Source organism: Gordonia sp. DT219 (assembly GCF_049847065.1).
Taxonomy (GTDB): domain Bacteria; phylum Actinomycetota; class Actinomycetes; order Mycobacteriales; family Mycobacteriaceae; genus Gordonia.
Map to the genome: position 1 here is coordinate 1 of NZ_JBNCNR010000028.1, position 14,462 is coordinate 14,462.

Annotated in this window: 15 protein-coding genes and 1 pseudogene; 7 read left to right on the forward strand and 9 right to left on the reverse strand. The window is 66.8% G+C overall.

Translation table 11 applies throughout. The features are described 5' to 3' along the window. A pseudogene (locus ACPXB3_RS19965) lies at positions 1 to 281 on the reverse strand (HNH endonuclease); the annotation flags it as partial. Positions 282 to 448: 167 nt separating this feature from the next. Between ACPXB3_RS19965 and ACPXB3_RS19970 the strand changes: the two are divergent. Further along, positions 449 to 1,981, forward strand: coding sequence for an ATP-dependent DNA ligase (locus ACPXB3_RS19970; RefSeq protein ID WP_425729258.1), 1,533 nt, complete (start codon positions 449 to 451; stop codon positions 1,979 to 1,981). A 19-nt stretch (positions 1,982 to 2,000) separates the two neighbouring features. On the opposite strand, the gene ACPXB3_RS19975 is transcribed toward ACPXB3_RS19970, so the two are convergent. Genes ACPXB3_RS19975 through ACPXB3_RS19990 form a run of 4 tightly spaced genes read right to left on the reverse strand, consistent with a single transcriptional unit; the run spans position 2,001 to position 7,226 of the window. Further along, positions 2,001 to 4,085 (reverse strand): iron ABC transporter permease, encoded by a 2,085-nt coding sequence (locus ACPXB3_RS19975; protein ID WP_425729260.1) that lies wholly within the window; start codon positions 4,083 to 4,085, stop codon positions 2,001 to 2,003. Between the two features lie 19 nt (positions 4,086 to 4,104). Then, positions 4,105 to 5,088 (reverse strand): ABC transporter substrate-binding protein, encoded by a 984-nt coding sequence (locus tag ACPXB3_RS19980; protein ID WP_425704079.1) that lies wholly within the window; start codon positions 5,086 to 5,088, stop codon positions 4,105 to 4,107. A gap of 29 nt (positions 5,089 to 5,117) precedes the next feature. Next, the gene (locus tag ACPXB3_RS19985; protein ID WP_425729262.1) at positions 5,118 to 5,963 is read right to left on the reverse strand and encodes an ABC transporter ATP-binding protein; all 846 of its coding nucleotides are present in this window, start codon (positions 5,961 to 5,963) and stop codon (positions 5,118 to 5,120) included. Between the two features lie 60 nt (positions 5,964 to 6,023). Then, positions 6,024 to 7,226, reverse strand: coding sequence for an MFS transporter (locus ACPXB3_RS19990; protein ID WP_425729264.1), 1,203 nt, complete (start codon positions 7,224 to 7,226; stop codon positions 6,024 to 6,026). A 91-nt stretch (positions 7,227 to 7,317) separates the two neighbouring features. Here ACPXB3_RS19990 and ACPXB3_RS19995 point away from each other — a divergent pair, with 91 nt between their 5' ends. Next, the gene (locus ACPXB3_RS19995; protein ID WP_425704076.1) at positions 7,318 to 8,007 is read left to right on the forward strand and encodes a FadR/GntR family transcriptional regulator; all 690 of its coding nucleotides are present in this window, start codon (positions 7,318 to 7,320) and stop codon (positions 8,005 to 8,007) included. 30 nt (positions 8,008 to 8,037) lie between these two features. Here ACPXB3_RS19995 and mgrA read toward each other — a convergent pair whose 3' ends face one another. Together mgrA and ACPXB3_RS20005 are read right to left on the reverse strand one after the other, a co-directional pair. Further along, the gene (gene mgrA / locus ACPXB3_RS20000; RefSeq protein WP_425729266.1) at positions 8,038 to 9,093 is read right to left on the reverse strand and encodes an L-glyceraldehyde 3-phosphate reductase; all 1,056 of its coding nucleotides are present in this window, start codon (positions 9,091 to 9,093) and stop codon (positions 8,038 to 8,040) included. A gap of 46 nt (positions 9,094 to 9,139) precedes the next feature. Continuing rightward, positions 9,140 to 9,898 carry an SDR family NAD(P)-dependent oxidoreductase gene (locus ACPXB3_RS20005; RefSeq protein ID WP_425729268.1) on the reverse strand — a complete coding sequence of 253 codons (759 nt, stop codon included), beginning with the start codon at positions 9,896 to 9,898 and terminating at the stop codon, positions 9,140 to 9,142. A gap of 182 nt (positions 9,899 to 10,080) precedes the next feature. Between ACPXB3_RS20005 and ACPXB3_RS20010 the strand changes: the two genes are divergently transcribed. The 3 genes from ACPXB3_RS20010 to ACPXB3_RS20020 all read left to right on the forward strand — a co-directional run bounded on the left by ACPXB3_RS20010 (position 10,081) and on the right by ACPXB3_RS20020 (position 11,930). Next, positions 10,081 to 11,160, forward strand: coding sequence for an aldo/keto reductase (locus ACPXB3_RS20010; RefSeq protein ID WP_425704073.1), 1,080 nt, complete (start codon positions 10,081 to 10,083; stop codon positions 11,158 to 11,160). 99 nt (positions 11,161 to 11,259) lie between these two features. Further along, positions 11,260 to 11,517 (forward strand): FitA-like ribbon-helix-helix domain-containing protein, encoded by a 258-nt coding sequence (locus tag ACPXB3_RS20015; protein WP_425704072.1) that lies wholly within the window; start codon positions 11,260 to 11,262, stop codon positions 11,515 to 11,517. After that, entirely contained in the window at positions 11,514 to 11,930 is a 417-nt protein-coding gene (locus ACPXB3_RS20020; RefSeq protein ID WP_425704071.1) for a type II toxin-antitoxin system VapC family toxin, read from the forward strand. Before ACPXB3_RS20015 ends, ACPXB3_RS20020 begins: the two co-directional genes overlap by 4 nt. A gap of 37 nt (positions 11,931 to 11,967) precedes the next feature. Here ACPXB3_RS20020 and ACPXB3_RS20025 read toward each other — a convergent pair whose 3' ends face one another. Beyond that, positions 11,968 to 12,390: a YccF domain-containing protein gene (locus tag ACPXB3_RS20025; RefSeq protein ID WP_425704070.1), complete on the reverse strand. Its 423-nt coding sequence runs from the start codon at positions 12,388 to 12,390 to the stop codon at positions 11,968 to 11,970. 81 nt (positions 12,391 to 12,471) lie between these two features. On the opposite strand from ACPXB3_RS20025, the gene ACPXB3_RS20030 reads away from it, so the two are divergent. Then, on the forward strand, positions 12,472 to 12,726 hold the full coding sequence (locus ACPXB3_RS20030; protein ID WP_425704069.1) for a hypothetical protein: 255 nt from the start codon (positions 12,472 to 12,474) through the stop codon (positions 12,724 to 12,726). An 88-nt stretch (positions 12,727 to 12,814) separates the two neighbouring features. Further along, positions 12,815 to 14,113: a GAF domain-containing protein gene (locus ACPXB3_RS20035; RefSeq protein WP_425704068.1), complete on the forward strand. Its 1,299-nt coding sequence runs from the start codon at positions 12,815 to 12,817 to the stop codon at positions 14,111 to 14,113. 13 nt (positions 14,114 to 14,126) lie between these two features. On the opposite strand, the gene ACPXB3_RS20040 is transcribed toward ACPXB3_RS20035, so the two are convergent. Continuing rightward, positions 14,127 to 14,288 (reverse strand): hypothetical protein, encoded by a 162-nt coding sequence (locus tag ACPXB3_RS20040; RefSeq protein WP_425704067.1) that lies wholly within the window; start codon positions 14,286 to 14,288, stop codon positions 14,127 to 14,129. Between the last annotated feature and the right edge of the window lie 174 nt (positions 14,289 to 14,462).

A 14,462-nucleotide genomic window follows, 5' to 3' on the forward strand; every position in this document is an offset into this window, starting at 1 on the left:
ATCGGCTCCGACACCCGCAACCCGACGACCATCATGTCGGTCACCGACCGAAACCCGAACCGGCGCTCCGCATTCCGGTCCGATAACTCGACGATCTGCCGGTCACCCTGAAACGTCAACCGGTTGATCGCCCGTTCATTGGCTGCCGCGACCTCCAACAGTGTCTCGTCGGAGCACGGCGACAGATCCGTCGCGGCCAGGTCATCGATGAGGGCGTGCAACTGCGCAAGCTTGTCTTCGACGCTGGTTCCCGGACCACCAGTCGAATCGGTTGCGCTCATTGTCACCCCCCAGTGAAGCGATCAAACATCAGTTCGTCGCTGGTGCGTTCGAGTCTACGCCCGATACGGCCGCATGACAACACCTGATCGAAAATACATTTGACGAATTTCGTCCGCAGGTCGGTATCGTCACAGTCATGGTGAGCTCCGCTGTTCAGAGGTCGTCGATGAGATTCCGCTCGGTGGTCGAGGCGTCGGCGACGGTTGCGGCGACGCGGTCCCGTACCGCGAAAACGGTTGCGCTGCGCGAACTCCTGGCCGCTGCTGGAGCCGATGCGGAGATCGTGGTGGCGTGGATGTCGGGGGAGATACCGCAGGGGCGTCTCGGGATCGGGTGGCGGACGCTGCGCGACCTGCAGGAGCCGCCGCGCCCGGACGACGACGCCGTGTTGACCGTCGCCGAAGTCGACGACGCCTTCTCCCGGCTCGCGTCGACGACCGGCTCGGGATCGGTCGCGGCGCGAGGGGAGTTGCTCCACAACCTCTTTGGTCGCGCTACGGCCGACGAACAGAACTTCTTGTACCGTCTGCTCACCGGCGAATTGCGCCAGGGTGCGCTGGCCGGCGTGATGGTGGAGGCGATCATCGCCGTCTCCGGACAGCCCCCGGCACTGGTACGCCGCGCGCACATGCTGACCGGGTCGCTGGCGGAGACCGCGACGCTCGCCATCGAGGGCGGCTCGAACGCATTGGCAGCGGTCGGATTACAGGTCGGGCGGCCCGTGTCACCGATGTTGGCCAGTCCGGCGGAGGATCTCGATGCGGCCCTGGAAAGTCTCGGCCCCGATCTGGTCGTCGACCACAAACTCGACGGCGCACGCATCCAGGTCCACCGGAACGGTGACGACGTTGCGGTGTTCACCAGAACACTCAACGACGTCACCGCGCGCGTACCCGATCTCGTCGCGGCGGTGCGTGAACTGCCGGTACGCACGGTGATCCTCGACGGCGAGACACTCACCCTCTCCGACGACGGCCGGCCCCGGCCCTTCCAGGACACGATGAGCCGCTTCGGCTCGATGATCGCCGCCGACCCTTACGTCGACGACGGGCCACGTCTGCTGCGTCCGTTCTTTTTCGACTGCCTGCACCTCGACAGCGCCGATCTCATCGATCGTCCGCTCGCCGAGCGCCTCGATGCACTCGATTCGATCGCGCCGCATCTGCGGATCACGTCGATGCGCAACCCGACGGCCGCACAGGCCCAGGACACGCTCGACGAGGCGCTCGCCGCGGGGCACGAGGGCGTCATGGTGAAGTCGCTCTCGGCGCCGTATGCGGCCGGACGCCGCGGAAAGGCTTGGCAGAAGGTCAAACCGGTGCACACCATCGACCTCGTCGTCCTCGGCGCCGAATGGGGATCGGGCCGGCGCACCGGCTTCCTGTCGAATCTGCATCTGGGTGCGCGCGATCCCGACGGCGGACCACCGGTGATGGTCGGCAAGACCTTCAAGGGCCTCACCGACAAACTGTTGCAGTGGCAGACCGACGAGTTCCCGAAGCATGAGGACCATCGCGACGCCCACACCGTGTATCTACGGCCGGAGATCGTCGTCGAGATCGAACTCGATGGCGTCCAACGGAGTTCACGGTATCCCGGCGGCGTGGCGTTGCGCTTCGCGCGCGTCCTGCGCTACCGCCCCGACAAGACCGCCGACCTCGCCGACACCATCGATGCGGTGCGCGCGCTGCTCCGCTAGGGCCCCAGCCGTGGTGAACTCAGCCCTCGCTCTTCGCGCTCTTCAACAGGAACAGGAAGTACGGTGCGCCGACGATGGCGACGACCAGGCCGGCAGGCAACTGGGTCGGCGCGAACAGTGCGCGGCCGAGGATGTCGGCGACCACCACGATGATCGCGCCGAGCACCATGGTCAGCGGGATGACCAGCGCATGACGTTTGCCGACGAGCAGGCGGGCGGCGTGCGGTGCGATCAACCCGACGAACGCGAACACCCCGACGGCGGCGGTGGCGGCAGCGGTGAGCAGGGCCGCCAGCCCGATGTGGATCAGTCGGGAGCGCTGAACCGAGACGCCCAGCACATGTGGTGTGGTGTCATCGAATTGGAGGACATCGAGATCCCGTCGGGTCCGTATCGTGACGACGACGCCGATCGCGATGAGGACGAGCAGTGGGACCAGTTGTGCGCCGGTGGTGCTGTACGTCGAGCCGCCGAGCCACGTCATCGCTCGCGATTGATTCCACGGATCGCTGCGGATGAGCAACAGGGTGGTGACCGCGCCTGCACCCGCCCCGAGCGCCACGCCGACGAGCACGAGCTGGAACTGGTCCTTGCGCCCGAGGAGGACGAGCAAGACCAGCGCCACCAGTGCCCCGATGGTGGCGGCGAGGTAGATGACGAGGTCGCTGGGCGCCGACGACAGCGTGATGACCGCGACTGCCCCGACGCCCGCCGATGAGCTCACGCCGAGAATTCCCGGGTCTGCCAACGGGTTTCGGGTGACGGTCTGGACGAAGAGCCCGGCCATGCCGAGTGCGGTGCCGGCCAGCAGGGCGCCGGCGACCCGTGGCAGCCGGGTCTCGATGATCAGGTCGACGCGCGGCGAGGCGACGCCGCGGCACCAATTCCACAGGTCGCCCAGGAGCAGTATTCGGTCGCCGAGGAGTAGCGCCGCCACCAGCGCGACGACGAGAACGACTGCAGCGGCGACGATCACCAGCGTCCGGGCGCCGTGCTCGGGTGAGACGATGCCCGCACGCAGCGAGGCGATCGACTCGCCCCGGCCGCCGCCGCGCGGCAGCCGACGCGCGAGGACGATGAGAAAGACGGCGCCGATGACGCTGGTGAGCACGCCGGTGGGGATGCCGATGCCCTTGACGGCACCGAAGACGCCCCGGAGTGCGACATCTGAGGTGAGTACGAGCGCGGCACCGGTCAGCGCGGCAGTCGAGAGGAAGACGCGTTGACGCCGGAGTCCCGGGATGCGGTGGGTCAGTAGCCGCATGAGAGCGGGCGCGCACAGACCGACGAAGCCGATCGGGCCGGTGACCGTGATGGCGGCGGCGGTGAGGAGTACCGACAACACCAGGACGCTGTATCTGGTCGAGGTGACCGGAACGCCGTAGGACGCCGCGGCGTCGTCGCCGAGTTGCAGTAGGTCCAGTCGGCGTCCGTAGACGAGGAGTCCGCAGGCTGCCACCGCCGCGACCGGGATCATGGTGGCGACGCCGCCGATGCCGTTCTGCGCGAGACTGCCTGAGCCCCAGACGAACATGCCCTGGGTCTGCCAGGTGTTGAGCAACAGGATGACCGAGGTGATGGAACTGAGAGCCATGGTCAGCGCGGACCCGGCGAGGACGAGACGCAGCACATCGGCCTTCTGGCCGGTGATGCCGAGAATGACTGCGGCCGCGCATAATCCGCCGCCGAAGGCGAAGAGGAAGCCGACACCGGTGCTGGACGACAGGCCGCATGCCGCGGCGATCGTCAAGACGAGGTAGGCGCCGGCGCCGACGCCGGTCGTCTCCGGTGAGGCCAATGGATTTCGGGTCACCGACTGCAGGGCTGCACCGGCCATCCCCAACGCGGCGCCGACCAGCGTCGCCGCCAGCAATCGCGGTAGCCGTGAGCTGAGGACGATATCGGAGGTCTGGGAGATGCCGTTCCCCCACAACGCTTTCCACAGCGTGGCGACCGACAGATCGGCGCTGCCCTGGGTGAGGTGAACGACCGCGATCACGCCGACCCAGACGAGCAGCAGCACGGTGAGTATCATCACACGGTTGCGCTGGGGTGTGCGCGCCGGTGACGGAGCGTCGGCCCGAGAAGCTGTCTGTGTCTTCATGATCGCGGTCGTTCCCTGGTTACGACAGTGCCGAGGTGACCTGGTCGCTGAAGGCGATCAGTGACTGCGGGCCGCCGTACATCCACACACCCTTGCTGACGCCGCGCACCCGGCCGTCCTTGACGAACGGCAACGACTGCCAGACGGGGTTGCTCGCCAGGTTCTTCTCGACCGGATCGGTATCTTCGTTCCAGTACAGGAACCACGTGTCGGCCGGAAGTCTGGTCAGCCCTTCGACATCCACATAGCTGAGCCCGGTCTTGCCGTCGCCGTTCGGCCATGCGGGTTGCAGGCCCATCCGCTCCAGGACCGCCTCCGGGGTCGAACCACGCGCGTGCATGCGGATCGAGACGGTGCTGCCCTCCGCCGAGACCGAGGCGAACACCGCGTGCTGACCGGCGTGACCGTTCTTCTTGAGGGTCTCGGCATTCTTGGTCAGGGCCGCGTCGAGGCGCTTGTTGAGGTCGTCGGCCTGCGTTTGCTTGCCCACGGCGGTTCCCAGAGTGCGTGTGGTCTGCTGCAGGCGGCCGATGGGATCAGTGGGGTCGGAGGTCGAGAGGACCACGATGGGCGCGATCTTGCCGAGCCGGTCGCGCACCGAATCGGGGATCGAGCGCGTCGAGGCGATGATCAGGTCGGGTTGCAGGTCGGCGATCGTCTCGAGGCTGGGCTCGAGTCGCTGCCCGACATCGGTCGGCGTCGATGTCAGTGGGACCGTCGGGCCGTCATATTGGTTGTAGCCCTTGACATCGGACAATCCGACGACGGTGTTGCCTGCGCCGATGCTGTTGAGGATCTCGGCGTACTCCCACTCCAGGGAGACGATCCGGTGTGCCTGGCCGTGCGGCAGGGTCACCGTTCCACCGGCACTGTTGTCGAGGGTGACCGGAGCTCCGGAGGAGCTCGCGTCGCTCGTGGTGGAATCGTCCGTCGTTCCGCAGCCGACCAACAGTACGAAGACCGCCAGCAAGGCCGAGACGACGGCAGTACGCCGTATTGTCATGTGAATTCTCATCCCTTTCGTGACGCGCGTCAGTGGCCCGGAGCAGCCATGACCGGCTGGCGGGATCCGACGCGGGTGGTGCGGGCACGGCGTGCCCGCACTTCGAGAAGACCCGTGGTCGGGTCCTCGGTGACAGAGATCGGCAGACCCCAGACCTGGGTCAGCAGGTCGGGTGCCAGTGCCTGTTCGGGCGTACCTTCGGCGACGACCCGGCCGGAATCGAGAACGACGATCTGGTCGGCGATGTCGGCGGCATGGTTCAGGTCGTGCAGTACGACGCCGACCGCCGCGCCGTGGTCGTCGGCCAGTGACCGGATCAGTTCGAGTACCTCGATCTGATATCGGAGGTCCAGATGATTGGTCGGTTCGTCGAGCAGGAGGACTTCGGTCTGCTGGGCCAGTGCGCTGGCGAACCACGCTCGCTGGAGCTGACCTCCGGAGAGCGTCTCGAGGGGCATGTCGGTCATGTGCGCCAAACCGGTCGCCGCGATCGCCCGGGCGATCGCCGCTGCACCGTCCTCGTCGCGCCCGCGCCAGCCGGAACGATATGGGTGCCTTCCGAATTCGACGATATCGCGCACGGTGATGCCCACCGGAGTGGGTCGCTGTTGGGACAGCAGCGTCACCCGGCGTGCGAATTCGCGTGCCGAGAGGGCACTCGCATCGGTGTCGTCGCCCAGGGTGATCGCCCCCGACGATCGGCGAACCAGTCGCGAGAGCGCGCGCAACAGTGTCGACTTGCCGGAGCCGTTGGGGCCGACGAGGGCGGTGACCTCGCCGCCGCGAAGGGTGAAGTCGGCCCCGTGGACCACCTCGTGGCCGCTGAACTCGACCGACACTCCCTGCGCCTGCATGAAAGGGCTGCTCAATTCCACCCGGTCCATTATGCAGGTAAGGCTCAGCTAAGCAAAATGTGGCTGGTTACGCCACCTCACTCATCGCTTCGTGGCCGGCCGCGACGCGGTCAGGCCGGCCACGGACAGGGCGGCGACGACCGAAAGGCACGCAACCACGAGCAGCGTCGGTGCCAGACTCGACGTGCCGTGGTTCGCGATGATCTGGCCGAGCAGCGGCGGCAGCACGATCGAGCCGGCCAGTGCCCCGGCGACGACGTAGCCGAAGACCGATCCGCGGGCGTACCCGCTGGTCAACAGCCATGTGAGGCCGTTGGGGAAGATGGGTCCGATGAACAGTCCGGCCAGTGGATAGGCCCACAAGGCCGACGACGGCACGGCGACGGCGATCAGCAGCGCAGCGGTCATTCCCGAGCAGCTGCCGATCACGATCACCGACGGCCGCAGTCGGGAGCTCAGCGGGATGGCGATGAAGCGTCCGACGACCATGGCCAGCCAGTAGCCCGATGTCGCGAGGGTGGCGACGGTGGCGTCGACGCCCTGATCGGCCAGCCGGGTCGGCTCCCAGCTGCCGATGCCCGACTGGACGCCGAAGTGGGCGATGTAGAGCACCAGGAAAGCCGCCACGATGTAGAGACCACGCCGGTCGAGCCGCGAGCCGTTCGGTGCGGGCGTCGCACCGCCGGCGCCGGAGCCGCCCATACCGAATCTGCGCGGTATCCCGCCGAGTCCGGCGCCGGCGCAGAGCACCAGGACCGCGATCGTGCAGAAGACGAGCTGATACCGGTCGCTGCCGACGACGGCGACGAGAGCAGGGCCGGCCACCGTGCCGATGCCGAAGCAGCCGTGCGCCAGGTTGACCATCGCCGGACCCCGCCGACCATGCGCGACGATGAACGACTGGCTGACCGACGTGTCGCAGACGCCGAGCCCGAGTCCGGCGATCAGCGCCCCGGCGAGCAAGGCCGGCCAGGATGCCACCGAACCCACGAGAAGCGCGCCGGCGGCGATCAGGACGAACGAACCCGCCAGGCCGCGACGATATCCGTATGCGAAGACGATGCGCTGGGTGACGACCGCGCCGACGACCGATCCGGCCGATTGGATCGCAAGTGGGAAGCCGGCCTGGGCGCCGGCCGCCCCGAAGCGCTCCCCGAATTCCGGGATCAACGGTCCATAGGACGCCATCAGGGCGCCGATGCAGGCCATGGCCAGACAACATCCGGCACTCGCACGGCGCGCGTACACGACCGGCGGCACCGCGTGCTGGATCTTCGTGGACATCGGAAATAGAGACTAACAGCAGCCCTTTTGCGCCGGATCGAGGTTGCCGCACAATGAAGGGCATGCAACTCGACCGGGTACGAAGAGGGTCATGACGGCTACGAACGGCAGGGCGCGCCGAATAGGGCTCGTAGAACAGGTCATCGAGCTCCTCCAGGCCCGGCTCGGCGCCGACCACTGGCCGGTGGGCACACGGCTACCGGTGGAGGACGAGCTCGCGCGCGAGTTCGGTGTCAGCCGCATCACCCTGCGACAAGCCGTGCAAGCACTCGTGCACGTCGGACAGCTCGAAACCATCCAGGGCAGTGGCACATTCGTGCGCGCCGCATCCGAGGTCGAGGCCGTGGTCAGTCGGTTCCTCTCGACCAAGGACCTGCGGTCGGTTCTCGAGGTGCGCCAGGCGCTGGAGTCGCAGGCGGCGGCACTCGCCGCCGGGCGAGCGATTCCGGCGCAACTGGCGCAGATGGGTGCAGCCATCGAACGTGGTGAGCACGCCGCGGCCGCCGGGGATCTGCTCAAATCCAGCGAGGCGTCGATCGATTTCCATCGCACCGTGGTGGCGGCGAGCCACAACGCGCCGCTGATCTCGCTCTACACCGGCATCCAGAACTCGGTGCTGCAGTCGATCCATCAGGCGGCGCCCGCCGACGAGGCACGATCCTTCGTCGACGGGCACCGGGAGATCCTCGATGCCATCGCCGGCGGAGACGCGGACGGCGCCCGGCACCTCGCGTCCGAGCATCTCCGCCATGTCATCGACCGGTTCGACGCTGTGGAATAGCCCTGTGGAATAGCCCTGTGAACCAGTTCTTCAGCTCTTGAGCGCGGCCGCCCACAGGTTGATGTCGGAGTCCACGGCGAATTCGTCGATCGAGTGCAGCTCGTCGTCGGTGAAGTCGAGGTTTTTCACCGCGGCCAGGCTGTCCTCGAGTTGCTTGACGCTGGAGGCGCCGATCAGGGCGGAGGTGATCGCCGACCCCTTCGACTGCTTGCGGAGCACCCAGGCGATCGCCATCTGTGCCAGCGTCTGGCCGCGCGAGCCGGCGATGTCGTTGAGGCCACGCACCCGGCGCATGTTCTCGTCGGACAGGAAGTCCTTCGACAGTGACTTGCCCTCTGCGGCACGAGAATTCGCGGGCACCCCGTTGAGGTATTTGTCGGTGAGCATGCCCTGGGCCAACGGTGAGAAGGCGATGGAGCCGACACCCTCGCGCTCGAGCACCTCCAGCAGGCTCGGGTGCCCGTTCTCCACCCAGCGGTTGAGCATCGAATACGACGGCTGATGGATCAGCAGCGGAGTACCCAATTCCTTCAGGATCGTGACCGCCTCGACCGTCTTCTCCGGTGAATACGACGAGATCCCGGCATACAGGGCGCGGCCGGACCGGACCGCGGTGTCCAATGCGCCCATCGTCTCCTCGAGCGGGGTGTCGGGGTCGGGGCGGTGGCTGTAGAAGATGTCGACGTAGTCCAGACCCATCCGGTTCAGGGACTGATCGAGGCTGGCCAACAGGTACTTTCGGGAACCCCAGTTGCCGTACGGGCCCGGCCACATGTCGTAGCCGGCTTTGGACGAGATGATCAATTCGTCTCGGAACGGCCGGAAGTCCTGGGCCAGGTGGCGGCCGAAGTTGGTCTCCGCGGAACCGTAGGGTGGCCCGTAGTTGTTGGCGAGGTCGAAGTGGGTGACGCCCAGGTCGAAGGCGCGGCGCAGGGTGGCCCGCTGGGTGTCGAATGCCTTGTCGTCGCCGAAGTTGTGCCACAACCCGAGCGACACGGCGGGTAACTGCAGGCCGCTGCTGCCGACGCGGCGGTAGGGCATGGATTCGTAACGGTCCTGTGCGGGTTGAAGAGCCATGACAATCATCTTGCCACCGCGGCCGCCGAGTTCTTGGCCGAGGGCGGAACGATGTTCAGCCGAAGTACTGACCGCCGTTGATGTCGATGACCGTGCCGGTGACGAACTCGGAGAGGCCACCGGCCAGCCACAGTGCGGCACCGGCCACGTCGGCCGGCTTTCCGGCCCGGCCGGCCGGAATCGACTGCACGGTCGCCGCTTTGGATGCGGCGGTGGTGAAGGTGTCGTGGAAGGGCGTGTCCTCGATGAAGCCGGGGGCCAGCGCATTGACCGTGATACCGCTGGGGGCCAACTCTTTTGCCAGCCCACGGGTGAAGCCGAAGATGGCGGCCTTGGCCGTCGCGTATGCGGTCGCACCGGGGTGCCCGCCGGTCCGGCCGGCCAGGGAGGCGATGTTGATGATCCGCCCACCGTCGTTGAGTATCGGCAGGGCGTGGTGGATCATCAGGAAGGTGCTGTCGACGTTGAGTGCCATCACCTGACGCCACAGGCCGAAGTCCATGTCGGCGACCGGGGATCGTTGCACCAGACCGCCGACGTTGTTGACCAGCACGTCGAGCTCACCGACCGCACGGTGCACGGCCTGCAGGGTCGCCACGACCTCGTCCTCGGAGGTGGCGTCGAGGGCGAGCGCGACCAACGGCGATCCCGAGAACTCCTCGATCTGTGCGCGGAATCCGTCGTCGGGTGCGTGCGTGCGATATGTCACCGCGACCCTGGCGCCGGCCTTGGCGAACTCGAGGGCGATGGCGCGGCCGATGCCGGTCCCGCCGCCGGTGATGAGTGCGGTCTTGCCGTCGAGCAGTGGGGTCACGTGCGTGGTCTCCGATACGGGTTTCGTGATGGTCTCGATGGGTACGCCGATGTATGCGGCCGGTCAATCCTATGGTCGCCGACCGGCATCGGCTCGGCACCGACGAATTCCGGCGTCGGGGTGCAGGATTGACGGCTCCGACCACTGTTTCGCCCCGACCACGGTTCGCCAAGGAGAGATACATGACTCAGGACTTCTACCGGCAACTGTCGCCCACCTGTGGCCTGCGCGTCAGCCCGATCAGCTTGGGTGCGATCACCTTCGGTGGCGCGCACGGCATGGAGTATTTCGGACACGTCGACCCCGATGGCGCGGCAAAGCTGTTGTCCACCGCACAGGATGCGGGCGTCAACATGGTGGACGTCGCCAACTACTACTCGACCGGTGTCGCCGAAGAGGTGCTGGGCCAGGCACTGACGAAATCCGCGGACTTCGCCGACCTGCTCGTGACCTCGAAGGTGCGCATGGTCGTCGGCGACGGACCGAACGACGGTGGGCAATCGCGCTGGCACATCCTGGACCAGATCGACAAGACGCTGGGCCGCCTCGGCCGCGACCATCTCGATCTGTACTACCTTCACGAGTGGGACGGGCAGACCCCGCTCGAGGAGACGCTGCAGACGCTGGATCATCTTGTGCGAGTTGGCAAGATCCGCTACTACGGGGTCTCCAACTACACATCGTGGCAGCTGATGAAGGTGTTGATGACGTGCGAGCGGCACAACCTCATCAAGCCGGTGAGCCAGCAGATCTACTACACGCCGCAGGCCCGCGACGCCGAGTACGAGATGATCCCCGCCGGCATCGACCAGGGGATCGGCACCCAGGTGTGGAGCCCGATGGCGATGGGGCTGCTCACCGGCAAATACCGGCGCAACAGCCGGCCGAAAGCGGGTGCCCGGATGGTCGACGGCGACGGCTCGGACGTGCAGATCCCCGACCGCGAGAATCTGTACGACATGGTCGACCGCCTCGACGAGATCGCCGGCGAACGCGGCGCCACCATCCCGCAGGTGGTGCTGGCGTGGCTGCTCGCGCGTCCCGGGGTCACCAACCTCGTGGTCGGCGCTCGCAACACGGACCAGTTGAGCGACTCGCTGGGTGCGCTCAAGCTCGAACTCACCGACGACGAGATCGACCGCATCGCGCAGGTCAGTCCGCCGCCGGTGCGTTACCCCTTCTGGCACCAGGCCGATCTGGCGTCGGACCGGCTCAGTGCCGCCGATCGCTCGATCATCAGCACGACGGCCGCGCAGGTCTGATCAGAGCTCACCGAGGCGTGTGATATCAGGTAGGCTCAAGCTGCCATCATTGATAGCAATGCGAATGCATTGATAGCACCGGAAGAGGTATGGCAGCTCATGAAGAACGTGACGATCCGAAATCTGAGCGACGAAGTACACCGCGCCATCCGCCGGCGCGCGGCCGGGAACGAACGAAGCGTCGAGGCTGAGATGCGTGCCATTCTCACCGAGGCGGTGAAGCCGGCCGAGCGAGTCAAGCTCGGCACGCTGCTTGCGGGCGTTATCAGCGAAAAGGAGCGGCTCACCGACGACGAACGGGCAGCCTACTTCGGTCGCGACAAGACCCCGCACGAGCCGACGGTGTTCGGCCAGTGATCATCCTGGACACCAACGTCATCAGCGAGCCCACCACCAAGACCCCGGACCAGCGGGTCATGGCGTGGCTGGACGCCCAAGCCGGCGAGACCCTGTACTTGTCAGCTGTCACTGTCGGCGAACTCCGGTACGGCATCGCGACGATGCCCGTCGGCCGCCGCCGCGACGAGTTCACCGATTGGCTGGAGAACTACACCGTGCCCGCCTTCGCCGGCCGAGTCCTGGCCTATGGCCTGGATGCGACTGCGGAATACGCGCGCCTGATGTCGCAGGCCCGCTCCGCCGGGCGTGCCGTCGCCGTTGCCGACGGCATGATCGCCGCCACGGCGGCCGCCGCAGGCTTCGCCGTCGCCACCCGCGACCGTTCGCCGTTCGAAGCCGCCGACGTGCCGACCATCGACCCATGGCAATAACGGCCACAACGATTCTCGGGTTCTCGCGCACGGGGGGTCAGTACCGCTGCGGCGGTGGCGGCGTGGCGATGTAGCCCGACCGCTGCTGATCGGCGTCGACGATCTGCGCGCCGAGCGGCAGCAATGACACCGGCACCATCTTGAAGCTCGCGATGCCCAGCGGGATGCCGATGATGGTCAGGCACATCGCGATCCCGGCGGTGATGTGCCCGAGTGCCAGCCAGATGCCGGCGACGATGAGCCACACGATGTTGCCGATGGTCGACGCGGCGCCGGCCTGCGGCTTGCGGACGACGGTGCGCCCGAACGGCCAGAGTGCGTAGTTGGCGATACGGAACGAGGCGATGCCGAACGGGATCGTGATGATCAGGATGCAGCAGACGATGCCGGCGAGGACGTACCCGATGGCCATCCAGAATCCGCAGAGCACCAGCCAGATGATGTTGAGAAGTGTGCGCATATGCCCATTGTCCGTTGCCGGGGCCCGGTTGGAGCAGACAATCCCCAACGTTGGTCCGCGTGCGCTCGCTAACCTGTGGCCATGGCCCCCGAAGCCGAGCACGCACGCGTCACCCTGTGGTGGGTCATCACCACATTGGTGCTGGTGATCCGTCTGCTCGCCACGATCGCGACGATCTTGCTGGTGATCGGCTGGGCGGTGGCGGCCATCCGGGATTCGATGATGAACGGCTTCCTGTGGCCGGCGGTCGGCAGCGGGGTCGCGTTGCTGATCAGCACCTATCTCTACAGCTACCTGCGGGCCCGGTATCCGCGCCGTAACAGCTGGCTTCCGTGAGCTGAGCGTGGCTCACCCGGGCGCTGTAGCCCAGATCACACGCCGGTTGGCATAATCGACGTCTACAGAGGCAATCAAGGGACGATCTATGACCGAACTCGGCTCGTCACGCGTCCGGCGCGCCTATGAGGATTTCCTCTCGGGCATCACGCCGCCGTCCGACGCGGTGCGCTCTGTCGTGCGTGATTCGTGGACGAGGTCGCTCAAGCGCGGAGTGGACCCGACCGAGGCGCTGCCCGAGGACGACGGCAGCGCAACCATGACGATGGCCGAGTTCAACCGCTATCGGCAGGCCCATCCGATCACCTCGGTGCGGCCGCTGGTGCAGTCGTTGATGCTCGACGACATCGCCGACTCGGGGGTGGTTGTCGCCCTGACCGATCAGGCCGGCCGATTGTTGTGGGTCGAGGGCAGTACCGAGGCCGTCGACCGGGCCGGCCACATCAACTTCGTCGAGGGTTCGGTGTGGAGCGAGGACGTCGTCGGGACCAACGCCCCGGGGCTGGCGCTCGCGGTCGGCAAGGGTGTGCAGGTGATCGGCCCCGAACACTTCGCGGGGTCGGTACAGGAATTCAGTTGTGCCGCTGCGCCCGTCCACGATCCGGTGACAGGTCATGTCATCGGCGTCGTCGACGTGACGGGCGGTCGTGAGGTCGCCGCACCGTTCGCGCTGGCCGCGGTGCGGTCCGTCGTGGCTGCCGCCGAGCGGGAATTGCGCTCGCATGCGGTCGATCTGGCGGATCCGGCAACCTTTGGAGCCCGCGCGGATCGGGGCGATGCCCGGCTCTCGGTCTTGCACGGCAACGGTTTGCACGGCAACGGTTTTCGGTGGCGCCGTGAGGGTGACCCGATGGGGGAGCGGACGTTGTCGCGACGGCACGCCGAGATCTTGTTGCTGTTGCAGGAGTATCCCGAGGGGCTCAACACCGAACAACTCGCCATTCATCTCGCCGGTGACGGCATCGACCCGGTGACCGTTCGCGCCGAGATCTCGCGGTTGCGCCGCGACCTGGGCACCGACGTCCTCTCCTCGCGCCCGTACCGGCTGACCGTCGACATGTCCTCGGATGTCGGCGACCTGCGTGCACGCATCGCCGAGGGTGCAGCGCTGTCGTCGGTGATCGACGAGCTCGGCCGCGGTGGCCTGTTGGCGGCGTCGACGGCGCCCGGCGTGAGCGAGATCTTCGAGGTGGTGCGCGAGGATGTGCGGTCGCGGGTGATCGCCGAGGGCGACGTCGGCGCGCTGCGTGCGTGGACTTCGTCGGTCCATGGCCGCGACGATCTGGTGGCGTGGCGCCGACTCGAGAATCGACTCCCCGTGGGCCATCCGGACCGGCCCGTGGTCGGCGGCCGGATCAGATTGCTCGACAAGCGCTACGGTGTCTGACCGGCCGACCCGGTCAGTACGAGCCGATCAGCAGGAGAACGAGGGCGGTCCCGCCGACGATGCACGCCAGCACCAGTAACGCGCCGACGCCCAGGGAGCCGAGCGACGCACCTCGCGACTCCGTGGAACTGCGTGCGGAACGGCTCGGGGCGGCGCCGTGGTGAGCCAGAACCATCGTGACCCCTCCTGGGGTGTTGACTACAGTGAATCAGATTCTCGAAACTGCATTGCACGGTGTCAAATCGGTGTGAGTCCTTAGTACCGCGAAAGGGTTCGCCCGGTCCAGTACTTTTCCGTCATTTCACCCTTTCGACCGACGCAGGCAACTTCGGCCTCGTGGCGGCCGACG

What these genes read in the sequence shown, in the direction of transcription:
- ACPXB3_RS19990 (WP_425729264.1), bottom strand. Translation starts at nt 7,226, where the DNA reads ATGTCCACGAAGATCCAGCACGCGGTGCCGCCGGTCGTGTACGCGCGC.
- ACPXB3_RS20030 (WP_425704069.1), top strand. Translation starts at nt 12,472, where the DNA reads ATGGCCCCCGAAGCCGAGCACGCACGCGTCACCCTGTGGTGGGTCATC.
- ACPXB3_RS19975 (WP_425729260.1), bottom strand. Translation starts at nt 4,085, where the DNA reads ATGAAGACACAGACAGCTTCTCGGGCCGACGCTCCGTCACCGGCGCGC.
- ACPXB3_RS20015 (WP_425704072.1), top strand. Translation starts at nt 11,260, where the DNA reads ATGAAGAACGTGACGATCCGAAATCTGAGCGACGAAGTACACCGCGCC.
- ACPXB3_RS20010 (WP_425704073.1), top strand. Translation starts at nt 10,081, where the DNA reads ATGACTCAGGACTTCTACCGGCAACTGTCGCCCACCTGTGGCCTGCGC.
- mgrA (WP_425729266.1), bottom strand. Translation starts at nt 9,093, where the DNA reads ATGATTGTCATGGCTCTTCAACCCGCACAGGACCGTTACGAATCCATG.
- ACPXB3_RS19995 (WP_425704076.1), top strand. Translation starts at nt 7,318, where the DNA reads ATGACGGCTACGAACGGCAGGGCGCGCCGAATAGGGCTCGTAGAACAG.
- ACPXB3_RS19970 (WP_425729258.1), top strand. Translation starts at nt 449, where the DNA reads ATGAGATTCCGCTCGGTGGTCGAGGCGTCGGCGACGGTTGCGGCGACG.
- ACPXB3_RS19980 (WP_425704079.1), bottom strand. Translation starts at nt 5,088, where the DNA reads ATGACAATACGGCGTACTGCCGTCGTCTCGGCCTTGCTGGCGGTCTTC.
- ACPXB3_RS20035 (WP_425704068.1), top strand. Translation starts at nt 12,815, where the DNA reads ATGACCGAACTCGGCTCGTCACGCGTCCGGCGCGCCTATGAGGATTTC.
- ACPXB3_RS20025 (WP_425704070.1), bottom strand. Translation starts at nt 12,390, where the DNA reads ATGCGCACACTTCTCAACATCATCTGGCTGGTGCTCTGCGGATTCTGG.
- ACPXB3_RS20040 (WP_425704067.1), bottom strand. Translation starts at nt 14,288, where the DNA reads ATGGTTCTGGCTCACCACGGCGCCGCCCCGAGCCGTTCCGCACGCAGT.